The sequence below is a fragment of the Rhizobium sp. 862_C5_N1_2 genome (assembly GCF_051811205.1).
Lineage (GTDB): Bacteria > Pseudomonadota > Alphaproteobacteria > Rhizobiales > Rhizobiaceae > Rhizobium > Rhizobium leguminosarum.
This window is the reverse complement of sequence record NZ_JBPWPT010000001.1, coordinates 1,142,572-1,156,822: the sequence shown is the minus strand read 5'-3', so window position 1 is coordinate 1,156,822 and position 14,251 is coordinate 1,142,572. Positions and strand designations below refer to the sequence as shown.

The 14,251-nt window shown below is 61.7% G+C and carries 16 protein-coding genes; 12 read left to right on the top strand and 4 right to left on the bottom strand.

All coding sequences use genetic code 11. From position 1 onward, the window contains the following. Positions 1-90: 90 nt before the first annotated feature. A complete protein-coding gene (locus ACD590_RS05865; RefSeq protein ID WP_018241371.1) occupies positions 91-357 on the bottom strand; it encodes an SEL1-like repeat protein in 267 nt (88 codons plus the stop codon). Between the two features lie 443 nt (positions 358-800). Between ACD590_RS05865 and ACD590_RS05860 the strand changes: the two genes are divergently transcribed. From ACD590_RS05860 to ACD590_RS05850, 3 genes are all read left to right on the top strand, one after another. Next, the gene (locus ACD590_RS05860) at positions 801-1,139 is read left to right on the top strand and encodes a DUF2147 domain-containing protein (RefSeq protein ID WP_003558027.1); all 339 of its coding nucleotides are present in this window, start codon (positions 801-803) and stop codon (positions 1,137-1,139) included. Between the two features lie 269 nt (positions 1,140-1,408). After that, positions 1,409-1,588 carry a hypothetical protein gene (locus tag ACD590_RS05855; RefSeq protein ID WP_018241368.1) on the top strand — a complete coding sequence of 60 codons (180 nt, stop codon included), beginning with the start codon at positions 1,409-1,411 and terminating at the stop codon, positions 1,586-1,588. 87 nt (positions 1,589-1,675) lie between these two features. Continuing rightward, complete coding sequence (locus ACD590_RS05850; protein ID WP_018241367.1) at positions 1,676-3,178, top strand: AMP nucleosidase; 1,503 nt, start codon at positions 1,676-1,678, stop codon at positions 3,176-3,178. A gap of 9 nt (positions 3,179-3,187) precedes the next feature. Here the strand turns inward: ACD590_RS05850 and ACD590_RS05845 are convergent, their stop codons facing one another. Continuing rightward, a complete protein-coding gene (locus tag ACD590_RS05845; protein WP_245268222.1) occupies positions 3,188-3,403 on the bottom strand; it encodes a hypothetical protein in 216 nt (71 codons plus the stop codon). Positions 3,404-3,558: 155 nt separating this feature from the next. Between ACD590_RS05845 and ACD590_RS05840 the strand changes: the two genes are divergently transcribed. From ACD590_RS05840 to ACD590_RS05825, 4 genes are read left to right on the top strand one after another with little or no spacing between them, the layout of a single operon-like run. Next, entirely contained in the window at positions 3,559-3,918 is a 360-nt protein-coding gene (locus ACD590_RS05840) for a YciI family protein (protein WP_018241365.1), read from the top strand. Positions 3,919-3,928: 10 nt separating this feature from the next. Continuing rightward, positions 3,929-4,288, top strand: a complete 360-nt coding sequence (locus tag ACD590_RS05835) for a YciI family protein (RefSeq protein ID WP_018241364.1) — start codon at positions 3,929-3,931, stop codon at positions 4,286-4,288. 3 nt (positions 4,289-4,291) lie between these two features. Beyond that, positions 4,292-4,651, top strand: coding sequence for a YciI family protein (locus tag ACD590_RS05830; RefSeq protein WP_130759543.1), 360 nt, complete (start codon positions 4,292-4,294; stop codon positions 4,649-4,651). A gap of 9 nt (positions 4,652-4,660) precedes the next feature. After that, complete coding sequence (locus ACD590_RS05825; RefSeq protein WP_130759542.1) at positions 4,661-5,902, top strand: RNA polymerase sigma factor; 1,242 nt, start codon at positions 4,661-4,663, stop codon at positions 5,900-5,902. On the opposite strand, the gene ACD590_RS05820 is transcribed toward ACD590_RS05825, so the two are convergent. Then, on the bottom strand, positions 5,870-6,832 hold the full coding sequence (locus ACD590_RS05820) for a lysylphosphatidylglycerol synthase domain-containing protein (RefSeq protein ID WP_130759541.1): 963 nt from the start codon (positions 6,830-6,832) through the stop codon (positions 5,870-5,872). The genes ACD590_RS05825 and ACD590_RS05820 overlap by 33 nt on opposite strands. Positions 6,833-7,012: 180 nt before the next feature. Between ACD590_RS05820 and ACD590_RS05815 the strand changes: the two genes are divergently transcribed. The 4 genes from ACD590_RS05815 (at position 7,013) to ACD590_RS05800 (ending at position 12,661) form a co-directional block, all read left to right on the top strand. After that, on the top strand, positions 7,013-8,506 hold the full coding sequence (locus ACD590_RS05815; RefSeq protein WP_130759540.1) for an ArnT family glycosyltransferase: 1,494 nt from the start codon (positions 7,013-7,015) through the stop codon (positions 8,504-8,506). A 137-nt stretch (positions 8,507-8,643) separates the two neighbouring features. After that, positions 8,644-9,660 (top strand): glycosyltransferase family 2 protein, encoded by a 1,017-nt coding sequence (locus ACD590_RS05810; protein WP_130759539.1) that lies wholly within the window; start codon positions 8,644-8,646, stop codon positions 9,658-9,660. 12 nt (positions 9,661-9,672) lie between these two features. Then, positions 9,673-11,172 (top strand): glycosyltransferase family 39 protein, encoded by a 1,500-nt coding sequence (locus tag ACD590_RS05805; RefSeq protein WP_130759538.1) that lies wholly within the window; start codon positions 9,673-9,675, stop codon positions 11,170-11,172. Position 11,173: 1 nt separating this feature from the next. After that, positions 11,174-12,661 carry an ArnT family glycosyltransferase gene (locus ACD590_RS05800; RefSeq protein WP_130759537.1) on the top strand — a complete coding sequence of 496 codons (1,488 nt, stop codon included), beginning with the start codon at positions 11,174-11,176 and terminating at the stop codon, positions 12,659-12,661. 6 nt (positions 12,662-12,667) lie between these two features. Here ACD590_RS05800 and ACD590_RS05795 read toward each other — a convergent pair whose 3' ends face one another. Continuing rightward, positions 12,668-14,035, bottom strand: a complete 1,368-nt coding sequence (locus tag ACD590_RS05795; protein WP_439002306.1) for an aspartate aminotransferase family protein — start codon at positions 14,033-14,035, stop codon at positions 12,668-12,670. 57 nt (positions 14,036-14,092) lie between these two features. On the opposite strand from ACD590_RS05795, the gene ACD590_RS05790 reads away from it, so the two are divergent. Continuing rightward, positions 14,093-14,224, top strand: a complete 132-nt coding sequence (locus tag ACD590_RS05790) for a hypothetical protein (RefSeq protein ID WP_281052007.1) — start codon at positions 14,093-14,095, stop codon at positions 14,222-14,224. Positions 14,225-14,251 lie beyond the last annotated feature (27 nt).

The window sequence follows — 14,251 nt, the reverse complement described above, 5'->3', positions numbered from 1 at the left end:
GCGGTTCCGTTCTCCCTGCGTCGGCCCCGTCCAAAGCGCCCCGCCAGCTCCCTCTTTCCGAGGTTGTTATTGCTGCTCTTGTCGAATTCCTTAGTGAACCGTCATCCACTCGCGGGCGGCGCGCAGCGCTGCTGCGAGCTGCATCTTGTCCATGGCGGCGGCCACGTCGGCACGAAGCTCGGCGGCGCGATCGTTGCCCTTGATTGCGGCGATGTTCAGCCATTTGTGGGCTGAGACGAGATCGACTTCGCAGCCGCGGCCGGTCGCATACATCAGACCCATTTCGCAGAAGACATCGGCGCTGTTGTCGCCACCCATGGTGGCCGTTTCAGCATTGTGCATTTCAAAGCGTGCCATCGGTTTTATCCCTGTTAGCCTGTTTATGACTTACCCTGTTTTACCTCTGGGCCTTGCCGTCTATCGCGGCTTGTGGCCCTTGCGGTCCGGCGGGTTTGCCCCGCTCGTTTGATGGGTTCACTATGCCAAACGGCTTTCAAAAAACGCCTAAAATGCATGATTAATTTGAGACAAACAAAGTGCAAACACTTGGTAAAATTGGATTTTCGTTAAACATCGGACTCCCTGCGAATTAAGGATTTTCGAGCGGATTTTACGAAAGATTCAGATTTGAAAATAAAGGGATTGTTCATCATGAAATCAGCAGGCGATCTCTTTGGAAGCTGGACGAACGGCTTTTTCTCGCGTTTTTCAGCCGGCCAGCATGATAGCGATTGACCCTGTTTACCTTTACGTTCGCGTCAGTTATTTTCGCCGCGATCAAGGACATCATGGAGGAAAAGATGATCCGCAGCTTCGTTCTCGCCGGCGCCATCGCAATGATCGCGGGTATCGCGCATGCCGAGGAGCCGATCGTAGGCAATTGGAAGACGGCCGCCGGCGATACGGCGGTGATCGCATCCTGCGGCGGCAGTTATTGCGTGACACTGAAAACCGGTAAATATGCCGGCCGGAAGATCGGCACACTGGCGGGAACCGGCGGCAGCTATGCCGGCGAGATCACCGACCCGGCCGCCGAGAAGACCTATAGCGGCGCGGGCAAGGTTTCCGGCAATTCGCTGAGGATGCAGGGCTGCGTGATGAAGATCCTCTGCAAGTCGCAGACCTGGACGCGGCTCTGAGGCCATAAGAAGGCGCAACGATCATCCCAAACGCTGAAGCATGCCGGCACGCCGGCATGCCTCGAAGCCCTTTGCGGTCTCCTCCGCTACGCCAGCCGGCGAATTCTTATGGCGTCGAATTCGCCCAGCGACCCCTTCTAATCCTCTCCGCAACCTGGCCGAGCCTGCCCGGCAAGCTGAACGGCTGATGAACCGGCATCTCAGCACTCGTTCAGCCATCGCATGGCAAAACTATTGTCACGATAGAGTTGCGTGTCGGGGACAAGGGGATGAACATCTATATTCTGGCAAGACGCTTTAGCATCATCACGCTGTTTGCGGCGATCTTCGCTATCACGTTTTCGGCGGTCGTGGTGCACCAGGGTGGCGGCGGGGCGCAGTCGCATTTCGGGGCGAGCTATACCTGCCTGGAGAGAAACGGCACCTTCTGCGCGCCTACGGTGCGATGACTGGAATCCGACACGGAAAAGGATAAAAAAACGGAATCCGCCGGCGCGCGTCGTTTGCTTGTCAAAAACAACTCTCTATAATGCGTCATGAACAAACGAATCTCCCCTTTGTCGCCCCTCGAAATATCCTCTCCACCACCTTTCCAGCCTGAGAGTTTCGATGATCCCGCCAAGGCGGTCGAGACGCTGATGGCGCTTTACGAGCGCAATACGGCGTTCCTGATCGAGAGCTTCGCCGAACTTGCGCAGGGCGCTCCGATCTCCTCGCGCTACCGCGCTTTTTATCCGCAGGTCAGCATCGAGACAACAAGCTTCGGCCATGTCGATTCGCGGCTTTCCTATGGCCATGTCACGGCACCCGGCATCTATACGACGACAGTCACCCGGCCGAAGCTCTTCAAGCATTACCTGAAGGAGCAGCTGGCGCTCTTGATGAAGAGCCACAATGTTCCTGTCATCGTCTCGGAATCGACGACGCCGATCCCCTTGCACTTCGCCTTCGGCGAGGGTGCGCATGTGGAAGCATCGACGACCGCATTCGTCGACATTCCGATGCGCGATATCTTCGACACGCCCGACCTCAATACCACCGACGACGAGATCGCCAATGGCGAATATATCCCGCCGCCGGGAGAGCCCTCGCCGCTCGCGCCGTTCACCGCGCAACGCATCGACTACTCGCTCGCCCGATTGTCGCATTATACGGCGACGCATGCCGAGCATTTCCAGAATTTCGTGCTGTTCACGAACTATCAGTTCTATATCGACGAATTCTGCAGCTGGGCGCGCAAGATGATGGCGGAGGACGGTGACGGCTATACTGCTTTCGTCGAGCCCGGCAATGTCGTCACCCTGCCCGGCTCGAAGGCACCGGAAACGGATGCCGCCCTCACCCGCCTGCCGCAAATGCCGGCCTACCATCTGAAGAAGAAGGGCCATGCCGGGATCACCATGATCAATATCGGCGTCGGCCCGTCCAACGCCAAGACAATCACCGACCACGTCGCAGTGTTGCGTCCGCATGCTTGGCTGATGCTCGGCCACTGCGCCGGTCTTCGCAACAGCCAGCGGCTCGGCGATTATGTTCTGGCCCATGCCTATATGCGCGAGGACCATGTTCTCGACGACGACCTGCCGGTCTGGGTCCCGATCCCGGCGCTGGCCGAGGTGCAGGTGGCGCTCGAAGCCGCCGTTGCCGAAATCACCGGCTATGAGGGTTTCGAGCTGAAGCGCATCATGCGCACCGGCACCGTCGGCACGATCGACAACCGCAACTGGGAACTGCGCGACCAGCGCGGGCCGGTGAAACGGCTCTCCCAGGCGCGCGCGATCGCGCTCGACATGGAATCGGCGACAATCGCCGCCAACGGCTTCCGCTTCCGCGTGCCTTACGGCACGCTGCTATGCGTCTCCGACAAGCCGCTACACGGCGAATTGAAGCTGCCGGGCATGGCAACGGCCTTCTATCGTACACAGGTCAACCAGCATCTGCAGATCGGCATCCGCGCCGTCCAGAAGCTTGCCGCCATGCCGAAGGAAGCGCTGCATTCACGCAAGCTGCGCAGCTTCTTCGAAACTGCCTTCCAATAGGCCGTTTGCTCATCTGCCCGTCACGACAGGCGACGAACCGTCTGCCAGCATCTGCGGCCTGCCGGCGGCGAGGTTCAGCCCTGATATCAGCAGGGTGAAGGCCACGAAGACGAAAGCGATGCGCAGAAGAACCTTCAGCGCATCGGCATCGTCGAGTACGAGCTGACGCTTTTCACGACGGCGTGCCCAGATGTGGCTTGCCAGGGCGATTTCAAGAATGCTCATTACAGGTCTCCTCGACAGGTTTCGATGAAGCCTTGTCGAGTGCTGCCTTGCGATTTCGACAGCCGGCCGGCACAAAGATTTTTTCCGCCGCTGTCGAAATGCGTGGAGCTCGGTCGTCCAGGGTTATTGAAACGCTCACAAGGAGGCTGTCCGCGATGAAATATCTCTGTCAGGTCTGGTTCGATGGCGGGGTACTCGACGCCATGACGAAAGAAGAGAAGGCCGAACTCGACACCAATTCCTTGAACTATGACAAGGACCTCGTCGAAAGCGGCCATATGATCGTCGCCCAGGCACTGCAGTCGCCGAAATCGGCAGTGACTGTCCGAGTGCGCAACCGCGAGATGTCGGTGACGGACGGTCCCTTCGCCGAGACGAAGGAGGCGCTCGGCGGCTTCATCCTGATCGAGGCCAAGGATCTCAACGAAGCGATCCGCATTGCCGCCGGCATCCCGCTCGCCAGGCTCGGCGCGATCGAAGTGCGGCCCATTCATTCCTTCGGCAAAGACGCGTGAGGAGACGGCGATGAAATATCTCTGCCAGGTCTGGTTCGAAACCGCAAAGATCAGTGCCATTTCAGCCGAGGACGGCGAAAAGCTGACACGGGATTCGATCATCAACGACGACAGGCTAAGCGACAGCGGCCACCTGCTGGTGGCGTTGGCGCTACGCGAACCTTCGACGGCAATGACGGTCAGGGTCCGCAACAATGCGGTGACGACGACCGACGGTCCCTTCGCCGAAATCAAAGAGCATCTCGGCGGCTTCGTGCTGATCGAGGCGAAAGACATGGAAGAGGCAACTGATATCGCCGCCACTTTTCCCGTAGCGCGATACGGCTCCATCGAAGTGCGGCCAGCCTATTCGATCAAGGAGGAATGCTGAGCCATGCGTTACATCTGCCTGATCTACAATTGCGCCGACACCGACGGCACGCTGACTTCAGCCGAGACCGACGAACTCATCAGGGCGCATTTCGCCTTCGACGAGGAGCTGCGCCGCGACGGCATCATGATCCATGCCGATGCGTTGGAGATGCCTGAGACGGCGACCGTGCTGCGCGTTCGGAACAACACGCTGTCGGCCACCGACGGCCCCTATGTCGAGACGAAGGAGCATTTGGCCGGCTTCTATGTCATCGAGGCACCGGATATGGTGAAGGCTAGGGAAATTGCCGGTCGGATCCCTTCGGCACGTTACGGCGCCGTCGAACTGAGGCCCGTGCGAATGCTGACCCTGCCGGACTGAGGTGCCCTTTTGGAACGCGTCATCGAGGAGATCTACCGAACGCAATCGCGCCGGGTGCTGGCGACGCTGATCCGCCTGCTCGGCGATTTCGACCGGGCGGAGGAAGCGCTTCACGACGCCTTCGCCGCGGCTGCCCGGACATGGCCAGCGGACGGCACTCCCGGCAATCCCTTCGCCTGGCTCGTTTCCACGGGGCGCTTCAAGGCGATCGACACGATTCGGCGGCGGGCGCGTTTCGATGCTTCACAGCATCACATCGAGGACAGCCTCTACTCGCCCGACGCAACTTACATCGGCGATATGGAACCGATCGAGGACGACATGCTGCGGCTGATCTTCACCTGCTGCCATCCGGCCATTCCGGCCGATGCGCAGATGGCGATGGCACTCAGAGAAATCTGCGGGCTAACCACCGAAGAAATCGCCCACGCCTTCCTCACTCCAGCGCCGACGGTAGCCCAGCGGATCGTGCGCGCCAAGAGCAGGATCCGGGCTGCGAAGATCCCCTACGAGGTTCCGGGCCACGAGGCGCTGCCGCCGCGGCTCGACCAGGTGCTGCACGTCATCTACCTGGTCTTCAACGAGGGCTATTCCGCCTCTTCGGGTGAAGACGTGGTCCGGGCCGACTTGACCGCAGAGGCGATACGTCTGGCGCGGCTGCTTCTGGCGCTGCTGCCGCATCCCGACGTCTCCGGCCTGCTGGCGCTGATGCTGCTGCAGGATTCCCGTCGCACCGCCCGCCGCGGCGAGCAGGGATCGCTGGTGCTGCTTGCCGATCAGGACCGCTCGCTCTGGGACCGTGCGAAGATTGCGGAAGGCCTGGCGCTGCTCACAGAAGCAATGCGGACGGGAGAGGTCGGCACCTATACGCTGCAGGCGGCGATCGCCGCCGAGCATGCCAAGGCGCCGGCTGCGGAAGAGACCGACTGGCGACGGATTGCCTTCTATTACGATCTGCTTCTGGCGGCGCAGCCCTCCTCGATCGTCGAGCTCAACCGCGCCGTGGCGATCGCGATGGCGGAAGGGCCGGCAAAGGGGCTGGAACTGGTCGATGCCATTCTGGCACGCCGGGAGCTGCAGGCCTATCACCTCGCCCATTCGGCACGTGCCGATTTCCTTCGCCGTCTCGGCCGGAATCAAGAGGCGATCGCGGCCTATGAAACGGCGCTGTCGCTCTGCCGGCAGGAGCCGGAGCAGGCGTTTCTGCGAAAACGGATTTCAGAGCTTGCCGCGACGTCCGAGCGGCAGTGAGATCGCGGTGCCGGTCAACGCCGAGACGATGATCAGCAGGTGGGCATTGACGCTCGCCTGTGCCAGCGCGGCAAGGGCCAGCCGCTCGCTCGATGCTCCCAAGGCGATGGCGCCGGCGGTGATGCCGGCCGGATAGGTGCCGACGCCGCCGGGCGCATGCATCGGCAACACGGAAGAGAGTTCACCGCCGAGCGCGCCGCCGAAACTCGCCGCCATTGGCAGCACGCCCATCAGGCCGAGCGCCCATGCCAGCACCATCACCTTCACCAGCCAGTTGACGATGGTCATCGCCCAGGCGCGCGCAAAGGCGATGGCATCGAGCGGCAAGCCGTTTTCGATCTCGGCGACGAATTTCTGCGCTTTCTTCGGTAGCAGCTTGGCGGCAAGGCGCAGCAGCGGCTTGCGGGCGGCGAAGGCTGCGACCGGCAACAGCAGGAAGGCTGTCCAGAGCGACCAGGCCACAGCCGGATCGGCTGATGCAACGGCAAAACCGATGCCGGCAGCGGCCAGGAGGGCATGCAGGTCGAGCAGCCGCATGACGAACAGCGCCGAGGTTCCGCGCGTCAGCGGAATGCCGAATTCGGTGCGCATCAGCAGCGGAAAGCTGGTCTCGCCGGTGCGGAAGGGCAGCATGATGTTCAGCAGGTTGTGGATCTGCGTGACGCGGAAGAGGACCGCGAACCGGCCGGCCGTTTCGTTCGGAAAATAATCATAGATGCGCCAGGTGCGCAGGAAATAGGTGCTCGTCAATAGCACGAGCGCGCCGATCACCGGACCCGCGCCGACATCGGCCCACTGCCTGATGATAACAGGCCAACCCCAGAACCATTGGATGAAGAGGCCATAGGCTGCGACGATGGCGACCGTCAGCACCGTCATGCGATTGCGCATAAACCAGGATTGCCGGCTTTCAACGATCGAAGTCTTCATGTAGTAGGCATTCCTCGCTTGGGTCGGCATGGGCCGATACCATCGCCAGGCCTTTTAAGAGAAATGAAGGTTGCGCACAACGGCGGAGTGATGGCGATGGTGGTGAAAACGCCTCCACGCCGACGATCCGAGCGGCCGACCGGTAAATGATGGCGCCTTGCCGGCTTGACGTGGAGATCGATGTTGAAGCGGATTACCAAAAGCATTACCAGCGCAAGCATTTTTCTGGCAGCCTATTTCCTGCTGAACATCGCGCTTCGCATCGCCTTGCCGCATACGCTCGATCTCGACGAGGCGGAGCAGTCCTTCTACTCGCAATATCTGCTTGCCGGCTACGGTCCGCAGCCGCCCTTCTACAACTGGATCCAATATGCCATCGTTTCGGTGACCGGCATATCGATGTGGGTGCTCTCGGTGCCCAAGAACATCATTCTCTTTGGCTGCTATCTCTTCTACGGGCTTGCTGCCCGCGAGGTGCTGAAGAGCCGTTCGCTCGCAGCCGTCGCCATGCTGAGCCTGATTACCCTGCCGCAGGTTGGCCTGATGGCGCAGCGCGAACTGACCCATACGGTTGCCCTGCTGTTTGCGACCTCGCTCTTCCTCTTCGGTTTTTTCCGCACGCTGCGCCAGCCGACGATCGGAAGCTACCTCCTCATCGGCATCGCCACCGGCATCGGGCTCATCTCGAAGTATAATTTCGCCATCCTGCCATTTGCCGCCCTCATTGCCGTGCTGCCGGAGCGGGAATGGCGCAGCCGTCTCATCGACTGGCGTTTGCTGCCGGCGGCCGTCCTTGCCATTCTGATCGTGCTGCCGCATGCGCTCTGGCTGCCTGACAATCTCGCCAGCGCGTCTGCGCCGACACTGGAGCGGATGACCGCCGAACACCTGGCCCCGGCCGGCCTCCCCCGCATCGGGCAAGGACTGCTGTCTCTCATCATCGCCGTCCTCGGCTTCGTCGCATTGCCGATCGTTCTCATCGCGGCCGCTTTCCGGCGCGACTTCCTTCGCGCGCTCTCCTCTTCCAGCCCGATGATCCGGGTGATCGAGCGGATGATGATCATCAGCCTGCTCGCCTTCGTCGGCGTGGTCCTCTTCGCCGGCGCCAGCGATATCCACGAGCGCTGGCTCGACCCATGCCTGCTCGTCCTTCTGATCTATCTTTTCCTGAAACTGGAAACCGCAGGTCTCGATCTTTCCGCCGGTCTTGCGCGCTTCCGGCCCGTGGTGCCGGTCTTCATGGTCGTCATCCTGTCGATCCTTCTCTTCCGGATCGTCGGCATTCAATATATCGGCACTTATACAAGAACGAACGTACCCTTTTCCGGTTACGTGGCTGAATTGACCGCGACCCGCAAGCCGGTTCTCATCGTGGCGGGAACCAAGTTCGTGGCCGGCAACATGCGGCTGGAGTTTCCCGATGTTCCCGTCGTGATCCCGTTCTTCCCCGGTCCAGGGGTTCCCGAATATGCGGACGCGAAGGGGCCGGTGCTGGTTATCTGGCGCGGCGAGACCGCAGATGATCCAACAATTTCCCCCGGTTTCGCCAATGACCTCGTCAAATCGGGCATTCATCTGCAAGAGTTGAAGACGCTGACGCTGCCCTATCTCTTCGGTGACGGCAAACGCAGCTTCTCCATTGGTTACTCCTGGGTGGAAGGCGGCGCGAAATAGCGCCCAGGCAGATCAGCCGATTGCGGGAAACCGGCATTGCCCGCTGGCAACCGGCGGACACTTCATGTAGTAGCCTTCCGCAAGTGCGGCGGCAGCATTAAAGATTGCTCGGCCGTCCGGCCTTTTGGAGATGAAAGTTGCAGACAACGGTAGAGCCCATTCGCGGTACGAATGACCCGGTACAATCGCTCGAGCTGTCGCTGGTCGTACCCATTTTCAACGAAGAGGAAAGCGTCGGCCCGCTCATCGAGCGTGTCGTGGCTGCGATGGTTAGCTACCCCCATCGCTGGGAGCTGATCCTCGTCGATGACGGCAGCACGGATGCGACGCTCGTCAACGCCCGCAAGTACGTCGGACGCGAGGGGCTGGCGCTCAGGATCGTCGAGTTGCAGCGCAACTTCGGTCAGACTGCCGCCATGCAGGCCGGCATCGACACGGCCCAGGGCCGCCTGATCGCGACGATGGACGGCGACCTGCAGAACGATCCGAACGACATTCCTTCGATGGTCTCCGAGCTGGAACGGCGTGAACTCGACCTCTTGGTCGGCTGGCGCAAGAACCGCAAGGATGGTCTGTTCTTGCGCAAGATCCCCTCCTGGTGCGCCAACTATCTGATCGGCCGCATCACCGGCGTCAAGCTGCATGATTACGGCTGCAGCCTGAAAATCTACCGTGCCTCGATCATCAAGCAGGTGAAGCTGATGGGCGAGATGCACCGCTTCATCCCGGCCTGGGTCGCCGGTGTGGTGCCGAGCTCGCGCATCGGCGAGATGGCCGTCACCCACCATGCCCGCGAGCACGGTGTTTCGAAATACGGCATTTCGCGCACCTTCCGCGTCATCCTCGACCTGCTGTCGGTGATGTTCTTCATGCGCTACAAGGCGCGGCCGGGGCATTTCTTCGGTTCGCTCGGCCTAGGTCTCGGCGCGCTCGCCATGCTGATCCTGCTCTATCTCGGCTTCGACAAGTTCATCATGGGCAACGATATCGGCACGCGCCCGATGCTGATGGTCGGCGTCGTGCTGCTGCTGTCGTCGGTGCAGATGATCACCACCGGCATCTTGGCGGAAATGATTGCGCGCACCTATTATCGCGACGACGCCTCTCCGAACTACATCGTTCGGCAGATCTTCGACGATCAAAGCCAAGCCTAAGCCGGCAGCACGATGCTGGAGCGCGTGACGAGCACGATCAGAACCGCAGGCCTGCTGCTTGCAGCCTATTTCGTGCTCAACATCGCGCTGCGCATCGCGCTTCCGCATTCGCTGGAGCTCGACGAGGCCGAGCAGTCCTTCTTCTCGCAATATCTGCTGGCCGGCTACGGCCCGCAGCCACCTTTCTACAACTGGATGCAATATGCCGTCGTTTCGGTGGCCGGCATGTCGATCGGCGCGCTTGTTGTCCCGAAGAACATCCTGCTATTCCTATCCTATCTCTTCTACGGCCTTGCCGGGCGGCGGGCGCTGAAGGATCAGGCGCTTGCCGCCGTCGCTATGCTGGCGCTGATCACCCTGCCCCAGGTCTCCTACATGGCCCAGCAGGACCTGACCCACACGACGGCGCTGCTCTTTGCCAGCTCGCTTTTTCTCTACGGCTTCTTCCGCACGCTCGACCGGCCCGATATCGGCAGCTATCTCCTGCTCGGGCTTGCGACCGGCATCGGGCTGATCTCGAAATATAATTTCGCGCTGATGCCTGTCGTCGCTTTGATCGCCATCCTGCCCGATGCCGAATGGCGGCGCAGGGCGCTCGACTGGCGCATGCTGGCGGCGATCACTGTCGCACTCGTCATCGTCCTGCCGCACGCGGTCTGGCTGCAGGGCAATCTCGCATTCGCCTCCTCCGACACTCTGGTCAAGATGGCCGCCGGCAGCGAACCGGCCGGCGCCGTGCGGATCGGCAAAGGCCTTGTCGCCTTTCTCGTCGCCATCATCGCCTTTGCGGCGCTGCCGGTGCTGATCTTCGCCGCCACCTTTCGCCGGGATTTTGTCCGGGCGCTTTCGGCGGGCAACCGCTGGACGGGGATGATGGAGCGGATGATGCTCGCAAGTCTCGCCGGCATTGCTCTCATCGTGCTTTTCACCGGCTCCACCACGGTTCGCGAGCGCTGGCTCGACCCGTTCCTGCTGGTGCTGCCGATCTATTTCCTGGCGAAGATGCAGGCGGCCGGGCTCGACCTTTCCGCCGGGCTGCGCCGCTTCCGGCCGGTGCTGCCGGTGCTGATGGCCTGCGTGCTGATCGCCCTCGGTTTCCGTGTCGTCGGCGCCGGGCTGATCGGCACCTACAGCCGGCCGAATGTGCCGATGGCGGGCTTTTCGCGCGAAATGACGCGACAGGCGCAACCCGCACTTGTGATCGCTTCCGACCCCTATATCGGCGGAAACATGCGGCTGCAATTTCCCGATGTGCCGGTGGTGATCCCGGATTTTCCGGCACCGGGCATTCCGGCCTATGCCGAGGCCAAGGGGCCGGTGCTCATCGTCTGGCGCGGCAAGAAAACGGCGACGGCTGCCGATGCGATCATGCCGGAGCGGTTTTCATCAGCGCTGACGGCGGCCGGCATCGCGCTGCAGGAGATCGGCTCGCTGTCGCTTCCCTATTATTTCGGCCGCCAGGGCGACAATTTCGCGCTCGGTTACGCCTGGGTTCGGCCGGAGAGCAAATAGAATGACCGAGAGCAACCGTCGCGACATCAGTTGGATCTTTGCCCTGCTGGCGGCCTATTTCGTGCTTCAGGTCGGCGTGCGGCTCGCAACCTCGCATTCTCTCGATCTCGACGAGGCCGAACAGGTCTTCCGCTCGCAATGGCTTGCCGCCGGCTACGGCCCGCAGCCGCCCTTCTACAACTGGCTGCAATACACCGTCTTCCAGTTCGCCGGTGTCTCGCTAACCGCCCTTTCGGTGGTGAAGAACCTACTGCTGTTCAGCTCCTACGTGCTCTACGGCCTGACCGCGCGGCTTATCCTGCGCGACAAGGCGCTGGTGGCGATCACCACGCTCGGGCTGCTGACGATCCCGCAGATGGCTTTCGAGATGCAGCGCGACCTGACGCATACGGTCGCCGTGTTCTTCTCGGCCAGCATCTTCTTCTACGGCTTCATCCGCAGCCTGAAGCAGCCGAGCCTCGCCTCCTATCTCATCGCCGGCATCGGCATCGGTTTCGGCCTGCTCGCTAAATATAATTTCGCGATCTTGCCGGCGGCAGCCCTGATTGCCGCGCTTTCGGATGCGCGCCTGCGGCCGCGGATCTTCGACTGGCGACTGATGCTGACGGCGGCGGTGGCGCTCGTCATCATCCTGCCGCATCTCTTCTGGCTGAAGGACAATCTCGATTTCGCCACCGCACGCACCCTGGAGAAGATGACCGCGAGCGGCCATGCGAGCTATCTCACCCAGGTGGCCATGGGCGTCAGTTCACTGGCTCTCGCCATCATCAGCTTTGCCGGATTGACCGCGGCGGTATTCGCGCTCGTCTTCGGTAAGAGCCTTCGTCCGACACTCGGCTCCGGTTCGGAATGGACGCGGCTGCTCGAGCGGATGATGCTCGTCTTCTTGGCCGGCATTCTGCTTCTGATCGTCTTCGGCGGCGCGGCCGGCATCAAGGATCGCTGGCTGGTGCCGATGCTCTTCATCCTGCCGCTCTATTTCTGCCTGAAGATCGAGGCGGCAGGCGTCGCGACAGACAGGGCATTCCGGCGTTTTATGCCCATCGTCGCCGTCATCATGATCGGTGTGCCGGCGGCCCTTTACGGAAGCGTCGCGACTGCACGCTTCACCGGCCATTACGAGCGGCTGAACAGGCCCTATGCCGGCATGCTGGAAAACTTGCGCAAGCAGGCCGAACCGGCGGCGGTCCTTGCCGGGGACAGCCTGCTCGCCGGCAATCTCAGGCAGGATATTCCCGGCGTGCCGGTCCTCTCCGTGGATTATCCCGGCTTCCACCCGGATCTTGCAGGTCGGCGACCGCTTCTCCTCGTGTGGCTCCTCCCGCAGAAGGGGGGCAGCGAAGCGCTTCCGCCTGATATGGCTGAATGGCTGCAGGCCAATCTCGGCGCGTCCGCACCGCAGGCGTCGGTGATCGACGTGCCCTATTTCTATCGGCGCGGCGGCGACAGCTACCGTTTCGGCTATGCCTGGGTCAATCAGCCGGGCTGAGCGAAATCAGGATTTCAGTTCCTTCCAGGCCAAATCCAGCGCCAATCGGGTGATCCTCGCCATCTCGTCCACCTCTGCGTGGCTGATGACGAGCGGCGGCGAGGCGAGCATGCGGTCGCCGGTGGCGCGCAGGACGAGGCCGTTCGCCAGCGCGTGGTTGCGCACCAGCGCACCGACCTGATCGGGGTTGGCATAACGTGTGCGCGTGCTCTTCTCGGCGGCAAGCTGCAGGCCGCCCATCAGGCCGATGCTGTCGGCCTCACCGACGAGATCATGTTCAGCGAGCGCTGCCCAGGCCTTGCCGAAATAGGGTCCGATATCATCGCGCACCCGTTCGACCAGTCTTTCCTCTTCGATGATGCGCAGGTTCTCGAGTGCGGCGGCGGCGCAGACCGGGTGGCCGGAATAGGTGAAGCCATGATTGAAGTCGCCGACCTCGTTGATCAGCACATCGGCGATGCGGTCGCTGACGAGCACGCCACCGATTGGCAGGTAACCGGAGGAAAGCCCCTTGGCGATCGGCGCCAGATCGGGCTCGACGCCGAAATGCTGGTGGCCGAACCAGGCGCCCAGCCGGCCGAAACCGCAGATCACCTCGTCGGTCACCAGCAGGACATTGCGCGCCTTGCAGATGCGGTCGATCTCCGGCCAGTAGGTTTCCGGTGGGATGATGACGCCGGCCGCCCCCTGCACCGGCTCGGCGACGAAGGCTGCGACATTCTCCTCGCCCAGCTCATCGATCTTCGCTTCGAGCTCGCGGGCGACCTTGAGACCGAATTCGGCGGGCGTGAGATCGCCCCCCTCGCCGTACCAGTAGGGCTGGCCGATATGGACGATACCAGGTATCGGCAGATCGCCCTGCTCGTGCATGTATTTCATGCCGCCGAGACTGGCGCCGGCGACGGTGGAGCCGTGATAACCGTTCTTCCTCGATATCACGATCTTCTTCGACGGCTTGCCGACGGCGCTCCAATAGACACGTGCCATGCGAAACCAGGTGTCGTTCGCCTCCGAGCCGGAGCCGGTGAAGAATATGTGGTTGAAACGCTGGCCGGCATGGGAGGTGACCTTTTGCGCAAGCAGGGTCGCCGGCGCCGAGGTCGTGCCGAAGAAGGTGTTGTAATAGGGCAGCTCGTTCATCTGCCTTGCGACCGCATCCGTGATCTCCCGGCGGCCATAGCCGATATTGACGCACCAGAGGCCGGCGAAGCCGTCGAGATATTTCCTGCCGTGATTGTCGAAGATGTGGACGCCCTCGCCGCGCTGGATAATGCGCGTTCCCTCGGCATTCAGCTTCTTCATGTCGGCGAAGGGATGCAGGTGGTGTGCGGCGTCGATCGCCGCCAGGTTCGAGGGTGGGTAGGTATCGGGCATGGTGGTAAAGACCCTCGCGGATTGAAAGGCTGATGTCGATGGGATGGGAGCTTGGCCTTGTCCCGGAGGATTTTCAAGGTCATGGCAAGCTACAGGATAGACGGCAAGGCCGATGGCGGCGATCCGGGCGAAACCGAAAATCTTCAAGGCGGCTGCGCCAAGCTTCGGCTTCTCCTGCGCCTTGGCTAGAGCCGGTATTGCCTGCGCTGCCGCAAC

Bases quoted from the DNA above. Each gene is read 5' to 3' on its own strand.
- ACD590_RS05865 (WP_018241371.1), bottom strand. From the start codon at position 357: ATGGCACGCTTTGAAATGCACAATGCTGAAACGGCCACCATGGGTGGC.
- ACD590_RS05840 (WP_018241365.1), top strand. From the start codon at position 3,559: ATGAAATATCTCTGTCAGGTCTGGTTCGATGGCGGGGTACTCGACGCC.
- ACD590_RS05805 (WP_130759538.1), top strand. From the start codon at position 9,673: ATGCTGGAGCGCGTGACGAGCACGATCAGAACCGCAGGCCTGCTGCTT.
- ACD590_RS05830 (WP_130759543.1), top strand. From the start codon at position 4,292: ATGCGTTACATCTGCCTGATCTACAATTGCGCCGACACCGACGGCACG.
- ACD590_RS05855 (WP_018241368.1), top strand. From the start codon at position 1,409: ATGAACATCTATATTCTGGCAAGACGCTTTAGCATCATCACGCTGTTT.
- ACD590_RS05800 (WP_130759537.1), top strand. From the start codon at position 11,174: ATGACCGAGAGCAACCGTCGCGACATCAGTTGGATCTTTGCCCTGCTG.
- ACD590_RS05835 (WP_018241364.1), top strand. From the start codon at position 3,929: ATGAAATATCTCTGCCAGGTCTGGTTCGAAACCGCAAAGATCAGTGCC.
- ACD590_RS05820 (WP_130759541.1), bottom strand. From the start codon at position 6,832: ATGAAGACTTCGATCGTTGAAAGCCGGCAATCCTGGTTTATGCGCAAT.
- ACD590_RS05815 (WP_130759540.1), top strand. From the start codon at position 7,013: ATGTTGAAGCGGATTACCAAAAGCATTACCAGCGCAAGCATTTTTCTG.
- ACD590_RS05860 (WP_003558027.1), top strand. From the start codon at position 801: ATGATCCGCAGCTTCGTTCTCGCCGGCGCCATCGCAATGATCGCGGGT.
- ACD590_RS05795 (WP_439002306.1), bottom strand. From the start codon at position 14,035: ATGCCCGATACCTACCCACCCTCGAACCTGGCGGCGATCGACGCCGCA.
- ACD590_RS05850 (WP_018241367.1), top strand. From the start codon at position 1,676: ATGAACAAACGAATCTCCCCTTTGTCGCCCCTCGAAATATCCTCTCCA.
- ACD590_RS05845 (WP_245268222.1), bottom strand. From the start codon at position 3,403: ATGAGCATTCTTGAAATCGCCCTGGCAAGCCACATCTGGGCACGCCGT.